Raw genomic sequence first — 26,239 nt, 5'->3', positions numbered from 1 at the left:
TACGAACGAAATCGGCTGTCCTTGCATTGGTTTTAACCATGGCGAGCTCTGCCTCTGCTGCCGAACTTCAGATCGGCATGAGGTCGGAAGTGGTAATGGATCCGCATTTCATGTGGAGCAACAGCAATGCTGCGTATTATGTGCAGACATATGGCTATCTGCTGCAGCCGGACGAAAAAGCACAGATGCAGCCCATGCTTGCGAAATCTTGGAAGGCGGTTGATGACACCACCTGGGAATTTCAATTGCGTGAAGACGCGAAATTCCATGACGATACACCGGTGACAGCTGAGGATGTGGTCGCGTCATTCAATCGTGCCGCAAATCTACCCGGAGCCGCTGCGCCCTATGCGGGTGCGATTGCCGGAATCAAGGCGGTCACAGCTCCCAACCCATTCTTGGTACGTATCACGACGCATGGCCCCTTGCCGCCGCTCCCATATCAGGCGGCGCAGATACCAATCATTCCGAAAAGAATTGCCGCCTCCGCTTCCACGTCAGATTTCAGCAATCTCTCCGCGGCCATGGGTGCCGGACCCTACAAATTTTCGGCTTACGTGCCTGGTGATCATCTTGTGGTGGAGCGCTTTGACGGCTATTTCGGCCCGAAACCCGAATGGGATAAGGTCACTTTCAAGTTCATCACTGACAATGCCAGCCGCACGGCGGCATTGCTGGCCGGTAGCGTTGATGTGGCGGACGCCGTGGCCACCGCAGATGTGAAGCGGCTGCGCGAGGATCCTAATATTTCCGTCCACAGCGGTACCTCGGACCGTGTCATTTACATGGCAATGGACACCGAGCGCGATCAATCACCGTTCGTCACCGACAAGAACGGGGTTCCGCTGGAGCATAATCCATTCAAAGATATCAGAGTCCGCCAAGCTATTACCCATGCCATCAATAGGCAGGCTATCGTCGATCGCGTTATGGATGGGCTTGCAGTGCCGGCAAGCCAAATGGTTCCTCCCGGCTTCGGCGGATACAATCCCGATATTCAGGTGCCGACCTATAATCGCGAACTTGCAAGGAAGTTGCTGGCCGAGGCAGGATATCCGGATGGCTTCGGATTAACGATCCATTGCCCGAACGACCACTATGTCAATGACGCCAGGGTCTGTCAAGCGGTTGGCCAGCAATTGGCGCAGATAAACCTCAAGGTCAAAGTCGAGACCTTGCCGCGCAATGTCTATTTCCCAAAAATTCTCGACCACAAAGGTGAGCGCTTCAGTTTCTTCATGTTCGGGTGGGGTAGTTCTTCCGGCGGTGAGGCCGAGGCGCTGTGGCAGATCATGCACAGCTATGAACCGGGAAAGCAGCTGGGTGCGGTCAACTCAGGTCACTACTCCAACTCGAAGCTCGACGCGATGGTTGAAGAGGCTTTGAAGGTCCTCGATGTATCCAAACGCCATGCACTGGAACAAAAGGCTATGGCGGTGGCGATGGACGACATTGCGACGATCCCGCTTCACTACCAGGCAGTCGTCGTGGCGACACGCAAGGGACTCGACTACCGTATCCACGCCGACGAAAGCACGCTTGCGACCGCTGTGTCCACATCACCCTGATCGGACTGAACCACCACAAACCGACCGAACCATTCTCTTCAGGAGCGACCAATGGACTTCGTCATAAGTCGCATTGCACAGTCGATCGCCGTTCTCTTCGTGGTGTCGATCCTCGTTTTCTTTGGCGTATACATGATCGGAAACCCTGTATATGCGCTGATTGATCCGAGATCTTCACAAGAGGCGATCGATCTGGCGATCAAGTCCCTCGGTCTTGATAGACCGGCATGGGAGCAATACCTCACCTTCCTGTGGAAGGTCTTTCATGGCGACTTTGGTGTCTCCTACGTTTATAGCCAGCCGGCTCTGCACCTGATCGCAGAGCGACTACCAGCGACGCTGGAATTGGTGTTCACGGCTTTTGTTTTCGGATCCGCAATCGGCTTGCCACTTGGTCTGATTGCTGGAAAGTCGAACAATGGTCTGCTCAGCCGGTCTATTTCAGCCGCGTCGATCATGGGTTTCAGCCTGCCAACCTTCTGGGTCGGTATCATGCTTGTGCTGATGTTCTCGGTCCACTTTCATGTGCTGCCTCCAAGTGGGCGCGGGGAAATAGGCACTGTCTTCGGTATTTCAACAAGCCTGGGGACATGGAACGGAATCCAGCATCTGATGTTGCCGGCGCTCAATCTCTCTCTTTATCCGGCGGCCCTGATGATCCGCCTGGTGCGCTCCGGCGTACAGGAAAATCTGCGCGCGGAATTTGTACTGTTCGCGCGCTCCAAGGGGCTGGCGCCAAGGCGGATCCTGATCACATACGTCTTGCGAAACGCCCTCATTCCCGTGGTCACTGTCATGGGTATTGTCGCTGGCACTCTGATTGCCTTTGCCGTCGTCACCGAAACCGTTTTCGCGTGGCCCGGCACAGGCAAGCTCATCATCGATTCCATTCGCATGCTCGATCGCCCTGTGGTCATCGCCTATGTGTTGTTCACTGTTGTGCTGTTCACGATGATCAATTTGGTGACCGATTTGGTGTGTGCGCTTATCGATCCTCGCCTGCGTATCGCGAGGGCGCGCCAGTGAAACGTTTGAGCCAATTTCTGACCCTGTATAGCAACAGTAGTATTGCCGTTGTTGCCATGGGTATGTTCCTGTTGCTGCTGATCATAGCACTGCTGGCGCCGCTCATCTCGCCACAAAACCCTTACGATCTCGCCCAATTGAACCTCCTCGATGGTCGCCTGCCGCCGATGACGCGCGGATCAGATGCCATGCTTTATCTGTTGGGAACCGATGACCAAGGCAGGGACGTGTTGAGCGCGATCCTCTACGGACTGCGCATCAGCATTGGCATTGCGTTCCTAAGCGGGGCGATTGCGGTGGCGATAGGTGCGTCGGCGGGCATGATAGCAGCCTATGCTGGCGGAACCCTTGATGCGATCGTTATGCGTATTGTCGATATCCAGCTATCCTTTCCCTCTATCCTGATCGCTTTGATCTTGCTCGCGGTGTTCGGTCCGGGTCTGGATAAGGTCGTTATCGCGTTGGTCATGGTGCAGTGGGCCTACTACGCCAGAACCGTGCGAAGCGCTGCGCAGACGGAGATCGCGCGCGACTACATCGAAGCCGCCCGATGCCTCGAACTTGGCGCCATTCGCATCATGTTCCGCCACGTCCTACCGAACTGCTCGGCTCCACTTTTTGTGGTGGTTACAGTCGAGGTGGCAAGCGCGATAGCGCTGGAAGCAGCCCTTTCCTTCCTTGGAGCCGGTGTTCCGGTTACGGAGCCTTCCCTGGGGTTATTGATAGCGAATGGCTATTCATTCGTGTTGAGCGGAGATTATTGGCTCAGCCTCTATCCCGGTGCGGTGCTGTTCATCCTTGTGGCTAGTGTCAACCTCGTGGGCGATCGGTTGCGTACCATCCTCAATCCCCGTCACACCAATTGATGAAGAGTGCTGTGATGTATCGCAAACAACAATTGCTCAAGGTTACGGACCTTTCGGTCGATATCGTTCTCTCGGGAAAAGGACTGATTTCCGTCGACCGTGTGAGCTTCGATCTCGACGAGGGAGAAATCCTTGGTTTGGTCGGGGAGTCTGGCTCGGGGAAATCAACGGCTGGTCTTGCCGTTCTCGGCCTGCTGGAGCCGCCGATGCGAATTGCGGGGGGAAATGTCGATTTTCGCGGGCGCAACCTGCTGGAATTGCCGGCGCAGGAGTTGCGTCGCATGCATGGCGCGGAAATGTCGATGGTTCTTCAAAACCCGATGTCTGCTCTCAATCCGACGCTTCGTATCGGCGACCAAATGATCGACGCCATATTGGCACATGAGACTGTGTCGAGGAAGGATGCCTGGAAACGCTCGCGCGACGCGCTGGGGCGGATGGGGGTACCCTCGCCGGAGGAAAGAATGGCAGCCTATCCGCATCAGTTCTCCGGCGGTATGCGCCAGCGGATCGTGATCGCCACGGCACTTCTTAATCGGCCGAGCCTCATTATTGCGGACGAACCGACAACGGCGCTCGATGTAACCGTGCAGGCGCAGATCCTGCACGAGGTGCGCCATATGTGCTCCGAGCAGCGTACGGCCCTTATCTGGATCACGCATGATCTCGCGGTCGTGGCGGGTCTCGCCGACCGTCTTGCAGTTATGTATGCAGGAAAGATCGTGGAGCAGGGGAGTGTCGATCAGGTCCTCGATAGGCCTGCCCATCCCTATACGCGCGGCCTTATCGCTTCCGCCACCGGGCCACATCGCGAGCAGAAACGTTTCTTCCAAATCCCCGGACTACCGCCGAAGCTTGAACAGTTGCCGCCCGGTTGTCGGTTCGCGCCACGGTGCAGTGAGGCGACGGAACTTTGCCGCTCTGCGCCGCAATCGAGGCTTATCGAGGAAGAGCGCAGGGTGAGCTGCCACCATGTCACGACGAAGCTGCCGTTGGAACCGGAATGCGGAGTAACAGGATGAAGACCGTCACGCCACTTGAACTTGCCTCCATTTCCAAGCATTTCCAAATCCCTGCCTCGCTTGGACGCAAGCTGGCGGCACGGATCACGGGAAAGCCTGTGGCGTCGACTTTGCAGGCACTCGAAGCCGTTTCCCTATCATTGGGCCATCGCGAGATCGTGGCGCTGGTTGGCGAATCCGGCTGCGGGAAAAGCACAGCGGGCCGCATCGCGGCAGGAGCGATTGCAGCCTCTGGTGGTGAGGTGCGCTATGCGGGCAAGCCGCTGTCGACGTTGCGCGGGCACTACGCTCGACAACAGCGGTTGGCGGTTCAGATGGTGTTTCAGAACCCGCGCGAGGCGCTCAATCCGCGCATGCGCGTTGACCGAATTTTAGCTGAGCCTGCGCTTCGCCACGGCTTTACCACGCCTGCGCGAGCAGCCGCCTACACAGACGATCTGATGAGGGCGGTCGGTCTCGATTCGAGCATGAAATCTCGCTTTCCGCATGAACTTTCGGGTGGCCAATGCCAGCGCGTCGGCATTGCGCGCGCTCTGGCTGTGCAACCCGACGTGCTGGTCTGCGACGAAGCGCTCTCAGCGCTTGATGTCTCAGTACAAGCTCAGATCCTGAACCTGTTCCTTGATCTGCGTGAAACGCTCGCGTTGTCATTTCTGTTCATCAGCCACGACCTTTCCGTGGTCGAGCGCATTAGCGACCGCGTGGCGGTCATGTATCTGGGGCGCATCGTCGAGCTTGCGGACACGCAGGATATCTTCTCAAGGGCTCACCATCCCTACACGGAAGCCCTCCTCGCCGCCGCGCCGCGCCTGGATCAGCGGCGCCAGACTTACGGCGCGATTTCCGGTGAGGTTCCGTCCCCGCTTGCTCCGCCGAGCGGCTGCCATTTCCATCCGCGGTGCCCGCACGCCACGGCTCGATGCGCGCTGGAGCGCCCGCCTTTGCGCGAGGTCACGCTGGGACAATGGTCCGCATGTTTTCTCGATTTCCGCAACTAACTCTTCACAGGAGGTATCCGATGAGCAGACAGTTCAAAGTGTCATTGACTAGACGCGGCGTTTCCGCAATCGCCCAGATGCAGGAAACAGCGGCTCCCAAACTCGCTGATCTCATATGGTCGGCACTGCCGATCGAGGGGCCCGTGTTCCACGCCAAGCGATCCAATAACGAAATCTATACACTTGCGGCTCCATTTGGAACCGGTGAACCGATGCCGGAAAACGCGACCATCTTTCCCATCCCCGGCGACATCGCCTATTTTCACCTGCCGCCGGTTAAGGTCGTGAACTATGTCACCGCGTTGAAACAGCATTTACCGCCCGAGCTTTATGAGGTTGCGCCCCAGACTGGGCTTGCTGACTTGGGTATCTTTTACGGGCGCAACAACTTTCTGTTTGGTCCACTGGGGCCGGGGCCGGGTAGCGTCTTTGCTACTATCGTTGAAGGGCTCCAGGAGTTCGCAGCCGCTTGCAACGACCTATGGTATGCCGGAGCGGTCGACGAGAAGCTCCGCTTTAGCCATATCGATTAGTAAAATCATCATGAAAATGTTAATGTATTGGATATGCTTATGACAGTCCGAATTGGAATCGACATCGGTGGGACATTCACCGATGTCAGCCTTTTGCGCGACGACGGAAGCGCGCTGGTGTTCAAGACGCCCTCGACGCCTTTGTCTCCGGAGACCGGGGTTATCCGCGGTATCGAGATCGCCCTTGAGCGGGCGGGTGCCGCCGCCGCCGACTGCGTGGAGCTGATTGTCGGCGCGACTGTAGGGCTGAACGCGATCATCGAGCGCAAGGGCGCGCCAGTCGGGTTTCTCGTTACCGCCGGCTTTGAAGACATGCTCGAACTTGGCCGGGTCAAGATGACCAATGTGTTTAGCCTGAAGGAGGTACGTCGTCCCCCATTGATCCGGAAGAACTGGGTACGTGGCGTCGAAGAAAGGCTGAACGCGCAAGGCGCTGTCATCAAGCCGCTAGACACTCGGCAGCTCGTCGCGGCAACCCGAGAGCTAGTTGACATGGGTGCGCAGACGATTGCCCTCCTTTTCCTGCATTCCTATCGGAACCCACAGCACGAGCGTATCGCCAAGGAAAGCCTCCAGAAAGCGTTTCCAGGACTGGATGTTGCAATTTCAAGCGATCTGTGGCCGCAACTGCGGGAATATGAACGCGCTACCGTTTTGGCCATGAACAGCTACATATTGCCCAAGACCCGGAGCTACCTTACCGCGATCGAAACTGAAAAGAAGCGTTTGGGCATCAAATGTCCCGTCTATGTGTCCGCTTCGAACGGCGGGTTGGTGCCAGTATCGCAGGCTCTTGAGCGACCGATCTCGACCCTGTTGTCAGGACCCTCGGCAGGGGTCGTCGCCGCAGTTGAACTAATGCGCCGCAGCTCCATCCCCAGTGCAATAACCTTCGACATGGGTGGGACGAGCGCGGACATATGTGTTCTGGAAAAAGAGAACATTCCATATGCCTGGGGGCAGGAAATCCAAGGATTGCCGGTTATCATGCCGTATGTCGACGTTTCGGCGATAGGCTCCGGCGGTGGATCGATTGCTTTTCTGGACAACGCTGGGCTCCTCAGGGTTGGTCCACACAGCGCGGGATCCAATCCGGGGCCTGCTGCTTATGGACGTGGCGGCACGAGCCCGACGGTGACGGATGCCTATCTCGTCAGCGGGTTCATAGATCCAGAAAACTTCATCGGCGGCGAAATTGATCTAAGCCTCGATCGTGCGCTGGCAGCCATCGAAACCATCGCCAGTCCGCTCGGTATGACGGTCACGGAAACTGCTATGGGCATTATCAAGATCACGACCTCCGTTCAGGTTGCAGAGTTGACGCGTCTTGCTGCAAAGAAGGGAATTGATCTTCGCGATTTCACACTGTTGCCCTTTGGAGGCGCCGGACCAACTCAAGCATGCCTTCTGGCGGATGAGTTACAGATCCGCAAAATTGTCATTCCCGCCGCGCCAGGCGTGTTCTGCGCATTCGGCGCTGCGCACGCCGATTTCCGGTTGGATTATGTCCGTACCGTCTACGGTTTGCTCAGCACGCTTCTGGAAGCCGATGTCGAAGCCTGGTTTGCTGCTCAGGAGGACCAAGCCCGTTTGGCTCTGAGCGATGTCGGGGATCGCATCCGGACGTTCGAGGTCATTCGCACAGCCGATGTGCGCTATGCAGGTCAGGGATTTGAAATCTCAATCCCCTTTACCACGATTGATGACATTGATGATAACTTCCGTGCCGAATATGCGAAGCGCTACGGCTCTCAGCATGGCCACGCTCCAGTGGAGATCATCGCCTTCAGAGCCACGGTGGTTGGGTGTCGTACACACCCCCCACTGTCAATCCGGAAATCCGTCGACTCTCCCGACACAAACATTTGTCGCGAGATACTTCTTGGCGGCGGCGCTCTGAACGTTCCCGTCTTTCAACGGTCAACGCTGAATCCAGGTTGGCGCTCGACCGGCCCCTTCCTCATCGACCAGGCAGATACGACCTGCGTCGTCACCAGTGGCTGGCACGCCGAGGTCGATGACTATGGCACCCTGCATCTGACTAAGGAGACCACCAATGCTTAGCAGAAGCGAATTCTGCCCAAAAGACAGGTTCGAGCTTTCGGTATTCTGCAATCTCGTCACCGCGATCACGGAAGAGGCGTGTGGTGTACTCGCTCGTACCGCCTATACAACTTTTATCAAGGAGGCCGAGGACTTTTCAGTCGCTCTCGCGAAGTCGGATGGGACCTTTTTCGCTTTCCCCGGGCGCTCCGGCGTGCCGACCGCGGTCGCGTTGCCGATGGATGACGTCCTGGCCCGTATTACTTCCTGGAAACCCGGTGACATTCTCCTGACGAATGATCCGTATCTTTCGGGCGGCATGGTCACGCATACGCCGGACGTGACGATGATCGCCCCGGTCTTCTTCGAAGACCAGCTCGTCGCTTTTCGCTGGAGTTTCCTGCACTCCTCCGATGTCGGCGGTGCTGTACCGGGCAGCCTGGCCGCGTCTTTCACGGAGGTGTTTCAGGAGGGATTGCGAATTCCGCCGACCAAACTCTATCAGGCGGGAAAGCTCAACGAAGATCTCTATAACCTCATCGTCACCAATGTCCGTGTGCCGGACCAGCTTTGGGGTGATCTGCAGGCGATGGTGTCCGCGTTTCATGTCGCGGGCGATCGGTTGGTGGCGCTTTTCACCAAATATGGGCTGGAGCGCACCAACGAGCTGATCGACGAGTGTATTTCATATGCAGAGGTGAAAGCACGCACTGTAATCGAATCCATCCCCGATGGTGTTTATAGCTTCGTCGACTATCTCGACGACGATATAAATTCTCCGCACCCGGTGAGGATATGTCTGGCGCTGAACAAGGCTGGCAGCGAGATACATGTGGATTTTAGCGGCACCGATCCGCAGGTAATGGCTGCGATCAACCTCGCTACTGCGGGAAAGAAGGCTCACACCTGGCTCACTGTGGGGATCCTTCAATTTCTGCTGACAGCTGATCCGGAAATTCCAGTTAATGGCGGTGTATTGCGCCCTATTTCTGTTCACGCACCGGTTGGTACAATTGTCCATGCGGTGGAGCCAGCGGCACTTGGTGGCCGAGCCGTCAGCGGCATTCGTGTGATGGACGCAACTTTCGGTGCCCTCATCCAGGCTCTCCCAGGTCAGGTCCCGGCGGCTGGAAGCGGGCAAGGGCTGTTACCGGTGATCTCGATGCCCGATATGGAGAGTGGCCGCCGCAAGGTAAATATCCTGCAGCCATTGATTGGAGGCACTGGCGCGCGGCCCGGAGCAGATGGTTACGACGGCACGCACTATTCGCTGGGGTTCATGAAGAACACGCCCATTGAAGTCATTGAGACAGATATGGACGTATTGGTTCATTCTTATGGATACGTTCAAGATTCAGGCGGTGCAGGAGAGTTCAGGGGCGGGCTCGGAGTTGGCTTGCGAGCGGAAGTGACTGCCGCGGATACAACGGTGGCAGTCCGGGGTATGGAGCGGACGCGCTTTGCTCCGTGGGGGGCGTTCGGTGGGCGATGTGGAGGCCTTACCAGGAAACTGCGGACAAACCCTGGACGCCCCAACGAGATCGTTCATCCCAAGAGTTCGGATTTTGTACGTCTTTCACCTGGGGACTTGATCGAGTTCGCCACTGCCGGTGGAGGCGGCTACGGAGATCCTCTATTGCGAGCACCAGAAAAGGTGGCTGAGGATCTCGCCTTTGGCTTTGTTAGTAAAGCTGAAGCCGAGGAGGTCTATGGTGTCGTGTTCCAAGACGGCATCAACCAGGCCGATCTTGCTGCCACCAACAATAAGCGGAAAACGATCCGGCAGGTGCGTCCGCCACAAGCCGACCCGTTCACGTTCTGCGAGGCCAGATTGGCCCACGAGGCGACATGGACGGTGCAAGCATATGAGGCACTAGGAACAATCCTATCGACCTTGCCGATATATGCCCGACCGTTTGCAAAGCAAGCACTGATGGACAGAGTTGCGGGATTAGGCGGAGCACCATCCTCCGTTACACCTGAATTCATTAGGCGGCTTTGGAAGGAAAATGCGCAAATGCCCTTCCTCACGCGTTCGCATTAGGGGCGGTCAGCATCGGTAAAACAAATTGAGCAAAGTGCTCGAGCGACCAAGGTAGTGAATGACCCACCGTCCGCTCCGTTTAGCGGGCTGTATCGTCAATCATTCTTGGTCGCCGGGGTGCCTTTCGAAGATTTGACTCCATGCCTGAGCGAAACGAGAAGCCTTCAATATTTTCGATCTTGACTGGCAATCTGAACACGGAGTTGGCTTTATGTGCCTAACGCAACGCCGCTTGTCATGGCCGGTAGCCTTAAGTTTCTTATAGCCAAATCGATTGTTCGTCTGATCAAGCCCCATTGTGTATATCCCATTGACATATCCCAATTGACGAACTATTTATGTCATATCACCGTGAATACAATCGGGAGTGACGCAGATGGAACAGGGAGCAGTATTCCAGAACAATCGAAGCCAAGCTATCCGCTTGCCAAAGGCAGTAGCTTTGCCTGCTGATGTGAAGCGTGTCGATATCGTTGCTGTGGGGCGCACTCGAATTATAGCACCCGCTGGTGAGGTCTGGGATAGCTGGTTTGATGGCTTAGAGGCGACATCTGACTTCATGAATGAGCGTGATCAGCCTGCTTCACAGGAACGCGAGGCGTTTTAATGCTGAGGTACATGCTGGATACCAATATATGCATTTTCACGATCAAGAACCGACCGCAGCAAGTGCGTGAGGCGTTCAACCGCTTCCACGATCAACTGTGCATCAGCTCGGTTAGTTTGATGGAATTGATTTACGGCGCGGAAAAGTCTGTCCATCCTGAAAAGAACCTTGCAGTCGTGGAGGGGTTCGCAGCTCGCCTCGAGGTGTTATCGTATGATGAAGCGGCAGCAAACCACACCGGCCAATTACGTGCTGAATTGGCCCGCAGTGGAACTCCTATTGGCCCATACGATCAGTTGATTGCTGGCCACGCTCGCTCACGTGGTCTGATTATCGTTACGAATAATCGCAGGGAGTTTGATCGTGTTCCTGGCTTACGAGTAGAAGACTGGACCGATTAGTTTCTTAGTTCTGTTCCCGGCACACATTTATGACCGCTTTCTCGGTTTATTCATCAGAACCGGGCATTCAGCTTTCGGCCCCAATTACAATCGATAGCTTGACTGGCGATCATGCGTCATAGAGCATAGAGCCTTGAGAAGAGCTTTATTTTGATTGCTAATTTTCAATTAGGTTTGTCGCTTGGGAAAGCGTGCGGTGATGCGCTCGATAGTAAGATCAAAAACATCTTCCCGCTCACGTTTTCGGACTGCTATGTCGTAACCTCGCCGGAAGGAAAAACCGCAAGGTGTCAGCATAAAAAACGGAAGGTTCCAGCAAGGCTGGAAAACCGTTTTTTCAGAACGAAAGCGCTTAGGCACGCTTCCGCTTGTGGATTTAGCTTTCTGATGGCAGGAAACGGAAAGTGCAATATTGTCCGCGCAGCGGGGGCACTCGGCTGCTGAAGTCAGCGGACTATCGGTCTATGAAACTACCGCTACGCCGATGGTGGATCAAACGATGGTGGGGGAATTACGAGTTGAAGGACGAGGGCATGAGAATTCTAAAGCGCGCACTATCGGTTGGGCTATGTGCGGTTTCGCTGGCAGGATGTGTAAGCGGTGATGGGGATGGCCTTAGACTCATCGCAGAGTCGAACAGGCTCGACAAGGAATGGAAAGGGCAAACAATCGGGTCATTCGAAGCTCGATTTGGAGCGCCTAGCGAAAAATCTACGCATCTGCGGTGGGAGAAAACGTCCGCTCCATTCTGGGTTCCGTCGCAACTCTATTATCAATCAATGGGTAATATGTCGATGCGTGTGAATAAGCCGGCGCATTATGAAACCGCTAGCTGCGTTATTGATGTGTTATATGAAAATGGCCGCATCACCAAAATTAAAACCGTCGAAGAAGGGTGGATTAACAGAAAGTCTTTCTGTCAATCGACGTTCGGAATTTAGCCAGTTAGGACCGCTCAACGGTGAACCACTTTGACCTAACGCGAACACAGCTAGGTTCGACGTTCAATACCAAATGAACCGGATGGGCTGAGCGGAGGGTACTGCCGAAATGATCAGTGGTGATGCCGGCAGCCCAACAGTGTGGCAGGCAAAGTTCAGGATTTTGTTGAGCGAAAGCGGTCGGAGTCCCAGCAGACAGTTCTTATTGCTTTCAGACCGAGATACGATAGCCATAGCCGCGTGTTGGAGGAAGGCTATACGTTGTATCGAACCGGCGACGGCCGTGCGAGGAATAGGTCCGTAGGTGCACGGGCCAACACCAAGCACCTAAGGGGCAGAGAGCTCCAGCAACAGCAACCGCGGTCAATTCGAACGTTAGAACGCTCGAACACGTCGATTAATCTACCGGATATACCAGGCATGGATCGAGCACGATCTGGCGTTCGCCGACACGGCTGTAGCCGCCCGCGAACAGAACAAACTGAGGTGATGCCTCTCGCTCTGCATAGGTCACGCACATAACCTGAATTCCTTCCGGCTTGCACATGATGAGATAGGCCAGGGCACCGTCCCAATGGCTTTCCTCGATGGCGCCCTTTATGACCATAGTAATACGGCCAGTATACTCCGGCATGCGATTGATCCAGTTATCGATTGTCTCGCAGGTCGCCGGGATGCCAAAGCCCTCGGCTTCGCGAAAGGGACCGTCTTCTTCGAACACTGGCTGAGTAATCCCCAGAGTGCTGCTTGCGTATAGTACAATCGCGATCAGGGGTGCCTTCAAACCGCCACTCATCGCCGAACCCCAACTTTTCGCATTTTCTCGTTTGGATCAGCATCGACCACTTCAAGAGGGCGATGCCGATTCATGGTATATATCCGCTTTGCCAATAATTCTAATTCTGTTGGAGCTTGAGTTCTTTCTCGAAGGCGAGGCGCGACTGCTCCACGATCTTCTGAAGCAGGCCGGGTTCGACAAAGGCGTTGATGTCCCCGTCATCTCTCCCGGCTTTTTGCTCGAACAGGTTGGTCACTTGCGGATGTGAGGGCAGTACAATGTCGGCCTTCATGGCGTCGAGCCGTTGAAAGCTGGTGCGGAAATCCTGCACAATATTCGGGTAGCCTTTGTTGCTGACAAGAGCATTGCCCGCAACACTGACGCTACAGGGGAAAATGACCCGCCGCTTCGCGCCCGCATCGGTGTCCATCAGCGACCATGTCGTGCAGCCTTTCGTATGACCGGGCGTTAGCGTGGCGGTCATACGAAGGTTGCCAAGCGTGACGACGTCGCCGTCATGCAGTGTTTTGTCCACCTTGATCGCAGGGAACCGGACCACGCCATAGTTGGTGTCGCCTTCCGGTATGCCGGTTTCAAGCGCGGGAACGTCCTGCTCCATGGCCATGAATGTCGCGCCTGTATCGTGCTTTAACTGCGCGATTCCTGCGACGTGATCGTAATGCGCGTGGCTGCTCAGGATAATCTTCACGTCATTAAGGCTGAACCCCAAGGCTTCAATATTGTCTTCGATCGGCTTGACATTCTCTGCCAGCGTTCCGTCGAGTAGGATTGCCTGCTGGTTCGAGACAATCAGGTAGGAAGCCAGGCCGCGCGTACCGACATAATAGACGTGGTCGGTAATCTTAAACGTCTCTGTCGCTTCGCTCCAGTCAACTGGTGTGGAATGAGCGTCGATCGAGTTGCCGATCATGCCGAAAGCCAATCCCAGCACCGATACCGATATTTTTCTCATATCTAAATCTTTCTCTCAGATGTTGACGGACATAAACCGCGTGGTTGAGAGGCGTAATAGCTATGTGCTCGCCCGACAAACGACGATATCTCGAAGCAGGCATTAGAAATATTTGGGTATCGCTGTATGACCGGTCGGCGACAGATCGACCCGTTCGTGCCAGGGCATCTGCGCGATACGCTCTCGGTTAGGGTAGTTGGCAGCTTTACAGTCAGAAGAATATTACGGATTCGGGAGCGTTTCACGACAAGACGGACCTTGTCGATATGTGGTTCTCAACCAATATTTGTCACGACGATAAAGCCGCCGAGCAGCTGGATTGGGCCGTTCGCAACGGCACCAACGCATGGCGCGACATTCGATTCCTCGTTGATGCGGGTTTGTGTGCAATGTCGGACAAGAAGCGAAGTAATTCTTTGCCTCAAAGCGGTCGTCTCGCGAGGTGACGTCGATACCGTCATTTCAGATTTGGTTGATTATGCCGAGTGTAGCGAAAGCGCTGACCAAGTCGGGCCTATGCACTCAGTATCCAATCGCGGAAGGCGGCAATCTTCGGCGCGTGCTGTTTGTTATCGGGACAGACGAGATAGTAAGCGAATTGCTCCATATTCGTGGCGGGGAGCAATTGGATCAATTGTCCATTCGTCAGTTCGTCCTCGACCAGGGCTGCGGGCAAAAGTCCTGCGCCTTGACTAGAAAGAACCGCCTTGAGCAACAGTCCACTGTCGTTGAAAGACGGGCCGCGTGCTGCTATCCGCTCGGATACGTTGTGCGCTTCAAACCAACGACTCCAACCCTGTCGCTCGGCATCGTGAACTTGTGGCCAGCGTGCGAGTTCAGATGGTTGAGTTGGAATACCCAACTCCTTCACCAGATCAGCTGTCGCCACAGCAATCACCTCGATCGCCAACACGCGATCGCTGCGAAGTCCGGGATAACGGCCCATCCCGTGCCGGATGGCAACATCCACCTCCGAGCGAGAAAAATCGACGAGTGCGTTGCTTGTGACAATCTGGAGATCGATGTCAGGCTGCGCTTCGCGAAAGGACGCTAATCGCGGGACTAACCAAGCGGATGCGAAAAAAGGCGTGGCGCCAACGGTGAGTAGACCGGAGTCGGCCTGGGCCGCTATACGCTCGGACGCATCGGCGATCTGACGGAACGCATTGCGTATAGAAGGGAGATAGTCGCGGCCAGCGTCGGTCAAATAGATTCCCCGCGTCACACGATCAAAAAGCCTTACCCCCAGGCTCTCCTCAAGAACCTTGAGCATCTGACTGACGGCTCCCGGTGTCACGCACAACTCCTCTGCGGCTAGCTTGACCGACAGGTGACGGGCAGCGGCCTCGAACGCCTTGAGCGCATTGAGAGGGGGGAGTCGACGGATCATGAATTAGTAAATCTAACTCTTGTGGTTTAAGTCTTCTGGTTTGTTCAACAACGCAATGAGAGATTAATGTCTCTTATCAGACACGTCAACGCAGCTCCGGCTAGAGAGGTGTCTATATTATCTAAATCATAAGATAGTGCGGACTGTCGCGCATGCATGGTGAGAAGGGCCTGAGACGAATGACTTTCGAGGTAGAATTCCGTGATCTGATCGATGTTGGTGGGCTTATCGCAAGGAGAGTACTAACCTCTGTCGAAGTGACTGAAGGACTTCTGGAGCGTATTCAACGGATAGATGGCGGCTTGAACGCGTATGCGTGCGTTTTGAGCGACAGCGCACTCCTCCAGGCAGAAACGGCAGATCGGGAGATCGCGGAAGGAATACATCGAGGGCCGCTCCACGGTGTTCCCATTGCCGTGAAAGACCTCTGCTGGGTCGAGGGCGCCCCTACTGCAGCCGGAACCGTGGTTCATAGAGATTTTGTTCCGACACGCGACGCGACCGTAGTCCGAAAACTGAAAGAAGCGGGCGCAGTGCTGATCGGCAAAACCCAACTTACCGAAGGGGCTTATTCGGATTATCATCCTTCGATACCCCCGGTTTGTAATCCCTGGAATCGCGAGTATTGGGCGGGTATTTCTTCCAGTGGCTCGGCCGTCGCCTCCGCAGCGGGCCTATGCTTCGGATCTATTGCCTCCGACACCGGGGGCTCCATTCGCTGGCCCTCGGCTGCTAACGGCGTAAGCGGCATCAAACCAACCTGGGGCCGTGTCAGTCGTTACGGAGCGTTCGAGCTAGCACCTTCATTGGATCATCTTGGGCCGATCGCCCGAAGCGTGGTCGACGTCGCAGCCATGCTCAAGGTAATAGCAGGGCATGATGAGGATGATCCCACAACAAGTCTTCGTCCAGTTGACGATTTCCTTGCCGATACGTGCGCCAATGTGCGGGGTAAACGTATCGGAGTAGATCGACGCTGGAATAGCGAAGACGTCAATCCCGAGATTCAGACGGCGTTGGCTAAAGCTTGTAGGGTCTTCTCCGGCCTTGGCGTGGAGCTTGTTGAGGTGTCATTTCCCGATGTTCAGCAGATCGTGGCCGATTGGACGCCAAATTGCGCGGTCGAGGCAGCTGTAGCCCATCAAGCGTCCTACCCAGTCCATAGAAAGCAATATGGGCCCGTCTTATCATCGGTGATCGAAGCCGGAATGGTCATTTCCGGTATAGAGTATCAAAAGATATTGCTGCGCCGAGCAGTGTTTCGGAGGGACGTCGAAACGCTGCTCTTATGCGTTGACGCCGTGCTGACACCGATCCATCCCTTTGCCCCTCTCACACTAAAGACGATCGCGACGTTGGGTGAACAACCTGAACTGATCGCGAAATTGCAACGCTACACCTGCCCATTCGACATGAGCGGGCACCCGACACTTGCTTTTCCCGGGGGATACTCGACGGAGGGGTTGCCGATCGGTCTGCAATTGGTATCAGCCTCATTCGATGAAAGCACTCTATTTAGTCTTGGTGCAGCGTTCCAGAGTGTAACGGACTGGCATCGCCGCCACCCGGACCTTGGTGGAAATGAGGCTGGCTTTTGTGTTGCGGAAACGAAGCGATGAACCGGCTCGAGCAAGTCTTGGCGTCTTTCGGAGGCTGCCTCGAAGGCATACTCGATCTTGAACGGCTTGAAGTTCGCAAGAGCTCGGTTCGTGGACCAGTCGAAGTAATGCCGAAGCACCTTTCTCCTCACAGACGACTAAATGGTGCAACTGTGGCCACATTGACTGGCTCCGCGCGCGAATCTGGCTGTCTGTCGTTCTTGCCCGACGGCGCGCCCTGTTTCGCGGCGGTAGAACTGAAGACTAACTTCATCGGAGCTGTACGCAACCATTTCATATGTTGGGAAGTGCATCGAGTTCATGCGGGAAGCACCACACAAGTCTGGAACACGGAAATACGCATCGAAAAAGCGGGCCGAATTACCGTCCTGTTACGTTGCATGCCAACGCTGCTCCATCGAAATAATGGAGGGCTAATATGATCTCCAGGAAGCAGCCGTTCATAATTTTCTATGGCTGGCTCGTGGTCGTGGCAGCTTTTACCATAACCTTCGTCGGTTTCGGAAGTGCCTATACCTTCAGTTCGTTTGTTGAACCACTTCAGCACGAGTTCGGCGCGTCGCGCGGATCGGTGTCACTTGTCTTCTCACTCGCGGGCTTTCTCTATTTCGGACTTGGTATCGTGTCCGCGCCGCTCGCCGACCGGTACGGTGTGAAGGTTCTTTCTGCGGTCGGGATGATCCTCTTGGGCGCAGGGCTTATCTTGGCCGGGCGGGCGCAATCCATTATTCAGGTCTATGCGGCCTATAGCATTGGCATCGGCCTTGGCGTTGGTAGTGCCTATGTGCCTGCTCTTGGCGCGGTGCAGCGATGGTTTGTCATTCGTCGCGGCTTTGCTTCCGGTCTTGCGGTCAGCGGCATCGGAGTTGGGACGCTTGTTATGCCGCCATTTGCAATTTGGCTGATCTCGACCGTCGGATGGCGCAGCGCCTACACGGTGCTCGGCCTCATCGCGATCGTACTCGGGCTTCTGGCAGCATCACTGATGGAGGATGACCCAGCGAAACGAGGACAGCAGCCGGACGGCGCACGCGACGCACCCACTCTGCAGATACATTCCCCGCCGTCGAGTTTATTGGTAGCACGGATCATTCGGACACGGCGTTTCATCCAGCTATATATCGCATCCCTCGTTGGCTCACTTGGCGTGTTCGTCCCATTTGTTCATCTTACGCGTTACGCGATCGATCATGGGGTTACCCCGACAATTGCAGTGTGGCTGCTCGGTGTGATAGGCATCGGCAGCACGGTTGGTCGCTTCTTTCTCGGCGGCATTGCCGACAAGGTAGGTCGGGAACGGTTCCTCGTTGCCATGTATATCGGTATGGCTGCCTCTCTCGTAATATGGGCGGCTAGCTCATCATTCTACCCGCTCGCCCTGTTCGCTGTTTTATTCGGAGTATTCTATGGAGGTTGGGTCGCAATCCTTCCAGCCGTAGTTGCCGACCTGTTCGGCACACAACAAGCCAGCCGTGTTATTGGCGTGCTCTATACGAGCGTTGCCATAGGAACCCTTGTTGGACCGAGCGCGGCAGGTTTCATATATGATGTTGGCCACAGCTATTTCATTCCGATTGCCGCCAGTGCCGTGTCAAGCATCATCGCTGCGATCATCATTACCATGGCAGCAAACCGAGCTGCTGTGAAGGAGGTGGTAGCAGCCAATTGAATTCGCTTTTCAATAAGCGGGGTCAATCCCTTCAAGACGAAGTAGTCATGGTTCCGGTCAACTGTTAGATTCTTGACTGGCAATCAGATAGTGAGTTCCCGTTGTAGGGTTGTTCGAGTATGTTTCTGTGTAAATCCCTAATGTTTTACCTGATACCCGAGGCGCTTCGAGATTTTGCGAGCCGCCTCAACAGTTCTCATTATTTGCTCTTCCGTTGGCGCTGCGCCGATTGACTGCACCATGTCGACAATGCCGGTTGCCCCACACACTATGCCCGATGCGTCGAACACGGGGCTTGCAAGCGTGTTCAACCCGAGAGCCGTTTCATGAGGTGCAACTGCCCAACCCTGACGCCTGATTTCGACGAATTCCTTTTCCAAAATGGCGGGTTCAATGATCGTTGAGGGCGTGAAGGCTTGGAGCTGCCCCGCGAGTACGCGGGATTGAAAGGCCTCGGACGAAAATGCTGCGGCGACCTTACCTTGCGCAGAGCTATGAAACGACAACAGCGATCCGACACGCACGCCAATTTCAATCGGTGAGCGACCGGGAACCGTCGCAATGACTAGCATGCCATCGGGGGTGAGCTGAGAAGCGACCGCGGAATGGCCAAGCGCATCACGCAGTTCGAGAAGTGGATCGTAGGCGGCGTGCACCATGCCTGCGTTATCAGACACGGATTGCACCAATGAAACTAGTCTGTGACCGACTTCATATCGCTCCGAATCCTCATGCTGAAACACATAACCCTGACGCACGAGTGTTTGTAAATGCCGATGAATGCGGCTTTTGCTGGTGTCTAAGGCTTTTGCAAGGCTGGTGACACCGACGCCTTTAGGTGTGCGGACGACCTGCTCCAATACCTGCATTGTTAGAACTACGGATTGGAGGTTACCACCGTCTTTTTCCTCGTCATCAACCATGCCAGATCCTCAATCGATGTTCCTTGCGCGTTTATACAGAGCGATTCTCATCGTGAAAACAACCGTGACAGGGAATGTTGGTGGCTCCGCCGCGTTCCTGTCTTCCATGCGTTTCCCGTTCCTCCCGCCTCAAGCGAACGGTTCGCCCAATCATATCGCTTGACACTGATAAACGATTGGGCGATAAAAATCAGAACAACGTTCCGTTGAACGGAACATGCGGTTTCTGCAAACAGCGTCGTGAAACGCCGCCGGGCCCGAACAGCCTGGATTTCAGCTGACGTAGCTTTTTGGAATGAGGAGGATGAAATGACGACCGCCGATACAGCCGCCGATGAGCTTCACCATCAGATCAGTGATATTCTGTGTGGCGGCGTTGATCCCCATGTCCATAGCGGTCCGTCAATTGCCCCAAGAGCTCTGGATCATCTCGAACTGGCGCGCCAGTTGTCAGAAGCCGGCTTCATTGCGGCTGTTACCAAGGATCACGATTATTCCGGTGTCGTTGCGGCACAGATGATCCGGAAACACCACCCGGAACTAACAACGAAGATCTATTCGAGCATTGTGCTCAACAATGTGGTTGGCGGGCTTAATCCCTATGCGGTCGAGCATACCGCAGCACTTGGCGGGAAAATCGTATGGCTTCCCACACTGGCCGCAGAAAATCATCTTCGTTGGGAAAAGACTTCCGGCTGGGCGCACCCAGCCTCTACCCAAAAAATGCGCCCGGCAACCGCCGTGCCGCTTTTCGGCGCCGACGGCAAAATGCTTCCCGAACTTCTCGATGTCCTTGATGTTGTTGCGGCCAACGACATGGTGCTTGCAAGCGGCCATATTCATGTGTCGGAAACCAGAACCGTTTTCGCAGAGGCGTTGAAACGTGGCGTCAAACGCCTGGTCTTCACCCATCCTGAAGACATCGTCGGCGCTACACCCGACGATGCCCGCGAGATTGCGGACATGGGAGCCTATGTCGAACATTCGCTGGCCTTCTTCCTCGACGGTTCGAAATTCCAGACACGCGACAGGCAGGATTTCCGGGCGCATATCGACGCAGTCGGTACCTCTCGCACCATTCTTTGCTCGGACCTTGGACAGGTTGGAACCTATAGCCCCCTGGAAGGCTTCCGCCGTGGCGTCGCGACTTGCCTTGAGCTTGGCTATCGCGATGGAGACATCCACGACATGGTGGCGCAAAACGCCGCCGATGTTCTCGGACTGAACGGCTGAGCAATCGATTGCTCCAGCCAGCCCTGACAAAGAGGATTAGGGACAATATTCGCCTTTGGGAAAAGCCGGGTGCAGTAAGCCCGGGCTTTGGGAGGACAACATGTTTCAATGGTATCGCGAGCTTAATGCTCCCGAACGAAAGACCTTTCACGCTTGCTATGTCGGCTGGGCAACGGATGCTCTCGACACACAGCTCTTCAGCTTTTTGATCCCGACACTGGTAGCGTTATGGGCAATTACCAACAGTGAGGCTGGCTGGCTTGGAACATCGGCTCTGATTTCCTCGTCAATAGGCGGATGGATCGCTGGTATTATGTGCGACCGTATCGGCCGCGTCACCGTCATGAAGATTGCTATTGCCTGGTTCACAGTCTTTACGATTGCCAGTGGCTTCGCCAACTCCTACGAACAATTGCTTGTCGCCCGCATTCTGTCAGGCATCGGCTTTGGCGGTGAGTGGGCAGCTGGCGCGGTGCTGATGGGCGAAGTGATCCGACCTGCCTATCGCGGCAAAGCGGTTGGCAATGTGCAAAGCGCTTACGCTGTGGGCTATGGCTTTGCCGCATTGTTGTCGTCAGTCCTGTTTGCAACCATGCCACCTGAAAATGCCTGGCGCTGGATGTTCTGGATCGGCGCGCTCCCAGCATTCTGGGTGTTCTGGGGATTGCGTGGCGTCGAGGAACCTGAAGTTTTTCTCAAGACACGCAAGGCGCTTGCCGATCGTGGAGAGAAAATCAGCCCATTTGTGATTTTCCACCCCCGCTATCTGAAGACAACGATCCTGTGTTCATTGCTGGCGCTTGGCATTCAGGGCGGAGGTTTTTCCATCCTGATCTGGCTGCCGACCTTCCTCAAGTCGCATTACCAGATTTCATCGGTCACCGTTGGTTACTACGTTTTTGTCATGACCTTCGGCTCGTTCGTCGGCTATATCATTGCGGCCTATCTTTGCGATCTGATCGGACGACGCCGCAATTTCTTCCTGTTCGCTGTGTTGAACTGGATCATCATTCCGATCTTTCTTTATACCCCACCGATGGGCGTGCTCTCTCTCGTCATCAATTTCATGCTCGGCTTCTCACTGCTTGGAATCTATGCCGCACTTGGACCCTATTTCACGGAGCTTTTCCCCAATACCATCCGCGGTAACGGACAGGCATTCTGTTACAATTTCGGACGCGCTGCAGGTGCTTTCGGCCCCGCAATTGTCGGCATGATGGCGACCGGCAGTTTCCTGCCGCTGCGCGACGCAATGGCTCTGTGCGCCATGCTAGCCTACATCTTCGTCCTTGTGGCCATCGCACTTCTTCCCGAAACCAACGGTCGCGACCTGAGTTTCGAGGAAGAGCAGCCGATTGCCGGAAAAGAAGACAGCACTGTTGGCGGCGCCGCCGGAACACAAACAATTTGAGGATGTGTCAGGTGAAACAGCCTTCAGATATAACACAACCCAACTTACGGTTTCGTATCCGGCACGGTGAACTGCTGATAGGCAGTTTCATCAAGACGCCCGCACCGCATATCGTTGAGATTCTCGGCTTTGCGGGCCTCGATTTCGCAGTCGTCGATCAGGAACATGCCCCGATAAGCATTGCCCAGATGGATATTCTGGCGTTAGCCGGACGTGCTGCCGGTCTACCGCTTCTCTCTCGTCGGTGGGGTGACTCCACCGACTGGATTGCGCCGCTTCTCGATCTCGGCCTTGAAGGCGTCATGGTTCCTCATGTCATGGATGCGGCGCAGGCCGCCGCTGTCTGTGATGCTGTCCGCTTTTCCCGGGGCAAACGCGGCCTTTCTCCTTCGCCACGCGCTGGCAACTATGGAGGGTATGGCATCGCCGAATATCGAGCCCATTGTGATGCGCAAAACGTAGTGATGGCGCAAATCGAAGATCAAGCGACGCTGGATCGACTGAATGACATCGCCCAGGAACCGGATGTCGATGTTCTTTTCGTCGGCCCTGCCGATCTGTCGCAATCCATGGGGGCGGGTTTTCCGTCAGCGGAACTTGATACGGCCATCGAAAGGGTTATCCACGCTGGTAAGAAGGCCGGCGTTGCTGTCGGACTATTTGTCGGTAATGCCGCTGATATTCCGCGCTGGCACAAGCTTGGCGTCACCGTCTTCGTGTGCGGATCAGATCAGGCGCTGTTGCGCAAATCAGCAGCGCAAATGCTGGCAACAGCCAGGGAATGAAAGGAAATCCAATGTTTAAGGACAAGGATCCGCGAGCAGACCTTTTTGCTGCCGCATCCAAGCCGAACCCCACCGGTCTTATCGCCGAAGAACAGCTGGCGGAGTTTTATAACTCGTCTCCTGATCATACGGCTCCCGGCGAGCGAACATTGTTCTTGCGTGGATGCAACTTTGTTCTCGCCTATTCCGAGCTTGAACGGGGAACGGTAGTCGCACGCGAAGCTCAAGCCGACGAGTATGTCCTTTATCTCGCAGATCAGAAGCACACCGCCACGGTTGAGTGGAATGGGGTGACAACGGAGGTAGCAGGCAACTCTATCGCATTTATTCCACCGGGCGACAGTCGCATCACCTTTCCTATGGGCGGAAGCGCGGTGCGGCTCTTCACAGTCGCGTCTAAAGACCTCGTAGCGATGGCGCCAAATACGCACGCCTACGACACGCCCCGGGACCATATTCCGCCCTTCCAGTCCTGGCCCGAGCCTGCTGGCGGTTGGAAAGTGCGCTCCTATTCATTGGACGTTCCCGATGAACCGGGCCGCTTTGGTCGAATTTTTCGCTGCACGACATTCATGGTCAATGCTCTTCCAGCTCAGATTGGGCCACGCGATCCTGCAAAGATGTCACCGCATCATCACGATGATTTCGAACAATGTTCTCTTGCAATGGCTGGGCGCTTCACCCACCATTTGCGCTGGCCTTGGACTACGGACATGAACGATTGGCGACGGGACAAGGCAATCGAGGTCAGTTCGCCTTCGGCGCTCGTCATTCCGCCTCCGGTCATTCACACGACCAGAGCGACGAGCGAGGACCAGAATGACCTTGTGGATATTTTTTGCCCGCCTCGGATGGATTTTTCGCTCAAAACCGGTTGGGTCCTCAACGCGGACGACTATCCGCTACCGCAAAATGAGAGCTGAGGAACGCATTCCCGGTATGTCTACCTTTTATCCTGGAAATAGTGGTGGGCGGCAAAAAGAAATGGAAAGTCATGGCAAACGCACGACTGGAAACGCGGATTGGTTCAGTTCTGTTGAAGAACCCGGTCATCGCAGGATCGGCTGAACACCTGATTGACGCTGATGGCGTTCGACGCGCAATCAAGGCGGGAGCGAGCGCGGTTGTCGTCAAATCCACCAATGAATCTCTTGCCGCCCGCTTGCAGTTACAACAGGCCGAATATGCGGTCCTTGATGAAAACTGGGAGCGTATTGCTTGGAACGCAGCAGCTCCGCGAAATGCATTTATAGCTTGTCGTTCCGGTCTGACGCCCCAACCCTTCGACGCCTGGCTTGAACAAACTACCCGGCTTGATCATGAAGCTAGCAAGGATGATGCTATCGTTGTCGCGAGCATAATTCTCGCCGATCTAGAACACGCCGTTACCATGGCAAAGCAGATAGAAGCCGCAGGCGTACGCGTGCTGGAGCTTAACATCGGTACACCTTACGCCAGTCAGGCGGCCAAGGACGCGGTGTCTACCGAACTCGATCCGGCGCGCATTAAACAAATCGTCGATACTGTGCGTTCGGCCATATCCATTCCGCTCTGGATAAAAATCACCGGACAAAGTGAGCGTGTGCCAAATCTTGCAGACGCGGCCTTTGACGCGGGTGGTAATGCTGTGGTGATGGCGGGACGACTTCTTGGACTGATTCCCGACCTTGAAACGCACAAACCTGTCCTCGATACCACACTTGGGGTCGGAGGAACCTGGCATTTGCCATTGACCTGTCATTGGCTCGCTCTCACCCGCCACAAGCTTGGTGACGGCAAGCCTTTGATTGGCACAAATGGCGCCCAGTCCGGCCTTGATATAGCACGGATGATGTTGGCGGGCGCTTCTGCCATCGAAATGTCGTCGCAGGTCATGCTGCGGGGATACAGTGTGTTGGCGAATGCAGTGGTGGAGCTTGAGGATTATCTGAAGCGAAAGGGATTAACCGCGCAAGAACTCGTCGGCAAAGCTGCCGACAACCGCAAGACTTTCGCACAGATGCAGGAACGTCGAGACAACTGGCGCAATCATATCCCACGGTGATCCGCCCACACACTGACGCGAACGGAAAGGGGAGAGTAAGCGTGACACAAGCGATATACACCGCCAACGAAAAGAAGCTTTTTCAGCGAATTACCTGGCGGATCGTGCCGCTCGTCGTCTTTATTTATCTAATCGCGATTATTGACCGCGCCAATGTAGGCTTCGCAAAACTGCAGATGGTGTCCGCACTGGACATGACAGAACAACTCTATGGACTTGCTTCGTCTTTGTTCTTCATAGGCTATCTGGCGCTTGAAATTCCAAGTGCTTACGCGGTCAACCGTTTTGGGGCGCGGCTGTGGCTGGCGCGAATTCTTCTGACCTGGGGACTTTTAACAATTGCCACGGCCTGGGTAACGTCGGGTAGCCTTTTTGCGGCTTTCCGCTTTCTGATCGGATGTGCTGAGGCGGGAGCCTATCCGGGGATAATCTATTACTTCACCTTGTGGTTTCCCAAGGAATACCGCGCTCGCGTTCTTGGCTTTCTGACCTTGGGTAGTGCATTCGGCAACCTGTTTGGTTCTATCGTCAGCGGCTTCTTGCTCGATCTCAATGGCTTTCTCGGTTTTGCTGGGTGGCAGTGGGTATTTCTCGCCACTGGGCTGCCGGCAGTCCTGTTAACCCCACTCGTCCTTATCTATCTGCCGAATGGCCCCGACGATGCAAAGTTTATTTCCACCAAGGAGCGAAAGTGGTTGCTGGAACGGCTCGGAAATGAAACCCCAGATGGACAGCACGGTAATCCGCTTGCTGTGATCTGGGACCGGCGAGTGCTTCTGCTTGCCATTATCTACATGCTCATCTTGGCATCGCTCTACGGTGTGATCTATTGGCTACCAACTGTGGTACGGGGATTTGGCGTATCGGGAACAGAAAACGGTCTTCTTAGCGCGATTCCATGGGTTATCGGAGCTTTTGCTCTGGTTCTGGTGCCACGTCATCTGCGTAAGGAAAGGACGGTGCTCACCGCAATGGTCGCCATTTCGTGCCTCGGACTTATCTGCTTCTATCTCAGCACCACGCTCCCTCAGAACTGGATGCGTATGGTTGCGATGTCCATCGGCACGCCCTGCATATCACTGCTCTTTCCTTGTCTTTGGTTCCTGCCGTCACTATTCTTCTCCGGGCAGCGCGTGGCCATGGCTATCGCAGCGATCAGTACAATCGGTAATCTCGGCGGGTTCATTGCCCAGAATCTCATGCCGTGGGTTGCAGATGCGGTCGGGACGCCTGTCGCGGCTATGCTGGTACCGGCAAGTGCTTTAGCGCTGGTTGGATTGCTAGCGTCACTCATCAAGATCGCTGGTTTTACAAACAGGCAGCCGGTTTTGGCGAAGGAGCGGCGAGCCGCAACTAACGAATGAA

At 55.2% G+C, this 26,239-nt stretch carries 24 protein-coding genes; 20 read left to right on the top strand and 4 right to left on the bottom strand.

Going from position 1 to position 26,239, the window contains the following annotated elements; translation table 11 throughout:
• Nucleotides 1-95 precede the first annotated feature (95 nt).
• From CQZ93_RS14745 to CQZ93_RS14695, 11 genes are all read left to right on the top strand, one after another.
• Nucleotides 96-1,568: an ABC transporter substrate-binding protein gene (locus CQZ93_RS14745; RefSeq protein ID WP_181153395.1), complete on the top strand. Its 1,473-nt coding sequence runs from the start codon at nt 96-98 to the stop codon at nt 1,566-1,568.
• Between the two features lie 51 nt (nt 1,569-1,619).
• Nucleotides 1,620-2,594: an ABC transporter permease gene (locus tag CQZ93_RS14740; protein WP_105543427.1), complete on the top strand. Its 975-nt coding sequence runs from the start codon at nt 1,620-1,622 to the stop codon at nt 2,592-2,594.
• Nucleotides 2,591-3,460 (top strand): ABC transporter permease, encoded by an 870-nt coding sequence (locus CQZ93_RS14735; RefSeq protein ID WP_286153612.1) that lies wholly within the window; start codon nt 2,591-2,593, stop codon nt 3,458-3,460. Before CQZ93_RS14740 ends, CQZ93_RS14735 begins: the two co-directional genes overlap by 4 nt.
• Before the next feature lie 14 nt (nt 3,461-3,474).
• Nucleotides 3,475-4,482, top strand: a complete 1,008-nt coding sequence (locus CQZ93_RS14730; protein ID WP_105543426.1) for an ABC transporter ATP-binding protein — start codon at nt 3,475-3,477, stop codon at nt 4,480-4,482.
• Nucleotides 4,479-5,480: an ABC transporter ATP-binding protein gene (locus CQZ93_RS14725; RefSeq protein ID WP_105543425.1), complete on the top strand. Its 1,002-nt coding sequence runs from the start codon at nt 4,479-4,481 to the stop codon at nt 5,478-5,480. The genes CQZ93_RS14730 and CQZ93_RS14725 overlap by 4 nt, the downstream gene beginning before the upstream one ends.
• 20 nt (nt 5,481-5,500) lie before the next feature.
• The gene (locus CQZ93_RS14720) at nt 5,501-6,013 is read left to right on the top strand and encodes a DUF3830 family protein (RefSeq protein ID WP_105543424.1); all 513 of its coding nucleotides are present in this window, start codon (nt 5,501-5,503) and stop codon (nt 6,011-6,013) included.
• A gap of 39 nt (nt 6,014-6,052) precedes the next feature.
• Nucleotides 6,053-8,077, top strand: a complete 2,025-nt coding sequence (locus CQZ93_RS14715) for a hydantoinase/oxoprolinase family protein (protein WP_181153394.1) — start codon at nt 6,053-6,055, stop codon at nt 8,075-8,077.
• Nucleotides 8,070-10,100, top strand: coding sequence for a hydantoinase B/oxoprolinase family protein (locus CQZ93_RS14710; RefSeq protein WP_105543422.1), 2,031 nt, complete (start codon nt 8,070-8,072; stop codon nt 10,098-10,100). Before CQZ93_RS14715 ends, CQZ93_RS14710 begins: the two co-directional genes overlap by 8 nt.
• 376 nt (nt 10,101-10,476) lie before the next feature.
• Entirely contained in the window at nt 10,477-10,707 is a 231-nt protein-coding gene (vapB, locus tag CQZ93_RS14705) for a type II toxin-antitoxin system VapB family antitoxin (RefSeq protein ID WP_105543421.1), read from the top strand.
• A complete protein-coding gene (gene vapC / locus CQZ93_RS14700) occupies nt 10,707-11,108 on the top strand; it encodes a type II toxin-antitoxin system tRNA(fMet)-specific endonuclease VapC (protein ID WP_105543420.1) in 402 nt (133 codons plus the stop codon). The genes vapB and vapC overlap by 1 nt, the downstream gene beginning before the upstream one ends.
• A 533-nt stretch (nt 11,109-11,641) precedes the next feature.
• Nucleotides 11,642-12,049 carry a hypothetical protein gene (locus tag CQZ93_RS14695; RefSeq protein WP_146114448.1) on the top strand — a complete coding sequence of 136 codons (408 nt, stop codon included), beginning with the start codon at nt 11,642-11,644 and terminating at the stop codon, nt 12,047-12,049.
• Between the two features lie 397 nt (nt 12,050-12,446).
• Here the strand turns inward: CQZ93_RS14695 and CQZ93_RS14690 are convergent, their stop codons facing one another.
• From CQZ93_RS14690 to gcvA, 3 genes are all read right to left on the bottom strand, one after another.
• A complete protein-coding gene (locus CQZ93_RS14690) occupies nt 12,447-12,845 on the bottom strand; it encodes a hypothetical protein (protein ID WP_105543418.1) in 399 nt (132 codons plus the stop codon).
• Nucleotides 12,846-12,945: 100 nt separating this feature from the next.
• Entirely contained in the window at nt 12,946-13,800 is an 855-nt protein-coding gene (gene bla / locus CQZ93_RS14685; RefSeq protein ID WP_286153604.1) for a subclass B3 metallo-beta-lactamase, read from the bottom strand.
• 514 nt (nt 13,801-14,314) lie between these two features.
• Entirely contained in the window at nt 14,315-15,190 is an 876-nt protein-coding gene (gene gcvA, locus CQZ93_RS14680) for a transcriptional regulator GcvA (RefSeq protein WP_105543417.1), read from the bottom strand.
• Between the two features lie 179 nt (nt 15,191-15,369).
• Here gcvA and CQZ93_RS14675 point away from each other — a divergent pair, with 179 nt between their 5' ends.
• The 3 genes from CQZ93_RS14675 to CQZ93_RS14665 are packed head-to-tail and all read left to right on the top strand — an operon-like array spanning nt 15,370 to nt 18,478.
• Nucleotides 15,370-16,809 (top strand): amidase, encoded by a 1,440-nt coding sequence (locus CQZ93_RS14675; RefSeq protein WP_105543416.1) that lies wholly within the window; start codon nt 15,370-15,372, stop codon nt 16,807-16,809.
• The gene (locus CQZ93_RS27255; RefSeq protein ID WP_105543415.1) at nt 16,806-17,231 is read left to right on the top strand and encodes a hotdog domain-containing protein; all 426 of its coding nucleotides are present in this window, start codon (nt 16,806-16,808) and stop codon (nt 17,229-17,231) included. The genes CQZ93_RS14675 and CQZ93_RS27255 overlap by 4 nt, the downstream gene beginning before the upstream one ends.
• Complete coding sequence (locus CQZ93_RS14665) at nt 17,228-18,478, top strand: MFS transporter (protein WP_105543414.1); 1,251 nt, start codon at nt 17,228-17,230, stop codon at nt 18,476-18,478. The genes CQZ93_RS27255 and CQZ93_RS14665 overlap by 4 nt, the downstream gene beginning before the upstream one ends.
• 137 nt (nt 18,479-18,615) lie before the next feature.
• Here CQZ93_RS14665 and CQZ93_RS14660 read toward each other — a convergent pair whose 3' ends face one another.
• Nucleotides 18,616-19,401: an IclR family transcriptional regulator gene (locus CQZ93_RS14660; RefSeq protein WP_105543413.1), complete on the bottom strand. Its 786-nt coding sequence runs from the start codon at nt 19,399-19,401 to the stop codon at nt 18,616-18,618.
• Nucleotides 19,402-19,710: 309 nt separating this feature from the next.
• On the opposite strand from CQZ93_RS14660, the gene CQZ93_RS14650 reads away from it, so the two are divergent.
• The 6 genes from CQZ93_RS14650 (at nt 19,711) to CQZ93_RS14625 (ending at nt 26,238) form a co-directional block, all read left to right on the top strand.
• A complete protein-coding gene (locus CQZ93_RS14650) occupies nt 19,711-20,634 on the top strand; it encodes a DUF6282 family protein (protein ID WP_105543411.1) in 924 nt (307 codons plus the stop codon).
• Between the two features lie 100 nt (nt 20,635-20,734).
• Nucleotides 20,735-22,045 carry an MFS transporter gene (locus tag CQZ93_RS14645; RefSeq protein ID WP_105543410.1) on the top strand — a complete coding sequence of 437 codons (1,311 nt, stop codon included), beginning with the start codon at nt 20,735-20,737 and terminating at the stop codon, nt 22,043-22,045.
• An 11-nt stretch (nt 22,046-22,056) separates the two neighbouring features.
• Nucleotides 22,057-22,830: an HpcH/HpaI aldolase family protein gene (locus CQZ93_RS14640; protein ID WP_210201098.1), complete on the top strand. Its 774-nt coding sequence runs from the start codon at nt 22,057-22,059 to the stop codon at nt 22,828-22,830.
• An 11-nt stretch (nt 22,831-22,841) separates the two neighbouring features.
• Nucleotides 22,842-23,753, top strand: a complete 912-nt coding sequence (locus CQZ93_RS14635; RefSeq protein WP_105543408.1) for a cupin domain-containing protein — start codon at nt 22,842-22,844, stop codon at nt 23,751-23,753.
• Nucleotides 23,754-23,797: 44 nt separating this feature from the next.
• The gene (locus tag CQZ93_RS14630; protein ID WP_210201097.1) at nt 23,798-24,874 is read left to right on the top strand and encodes a tRNA-dihydrouridine synthase; all 1,077 of its coding nucleotides are present in this window, start codon (nt 23,798-23,800) and stop codon (nt 24,872-24,874) included.
• 41 nt (nt 24,875-24,915) lie between these two features.
• Entirely contained in the window at nt 24,916-26,238 is a 1,323-nt protein-coding gene (locus CQZ93_RS14625) for an MFS transporter (RefSeq protein WP_105543407.1), read from the top strand.
• Nucleotide 26,239: the final 1 nt, after the last annotated feature.

The sequence above is a fragment of the Ochrobactrum vermis genome, assembly GCF_002975205.1.
Classification (GTDB): Bacteria; Pseudomonadota; Alphaproteobacteria; order Rhizobiales; family Rhizobiaceae; genus Brucella; species Brucella vermis.
Note: the sequence above shows the minus strand (reverse complement) of the source record. Positions and strands in the feature narration are given on the sequence as shown.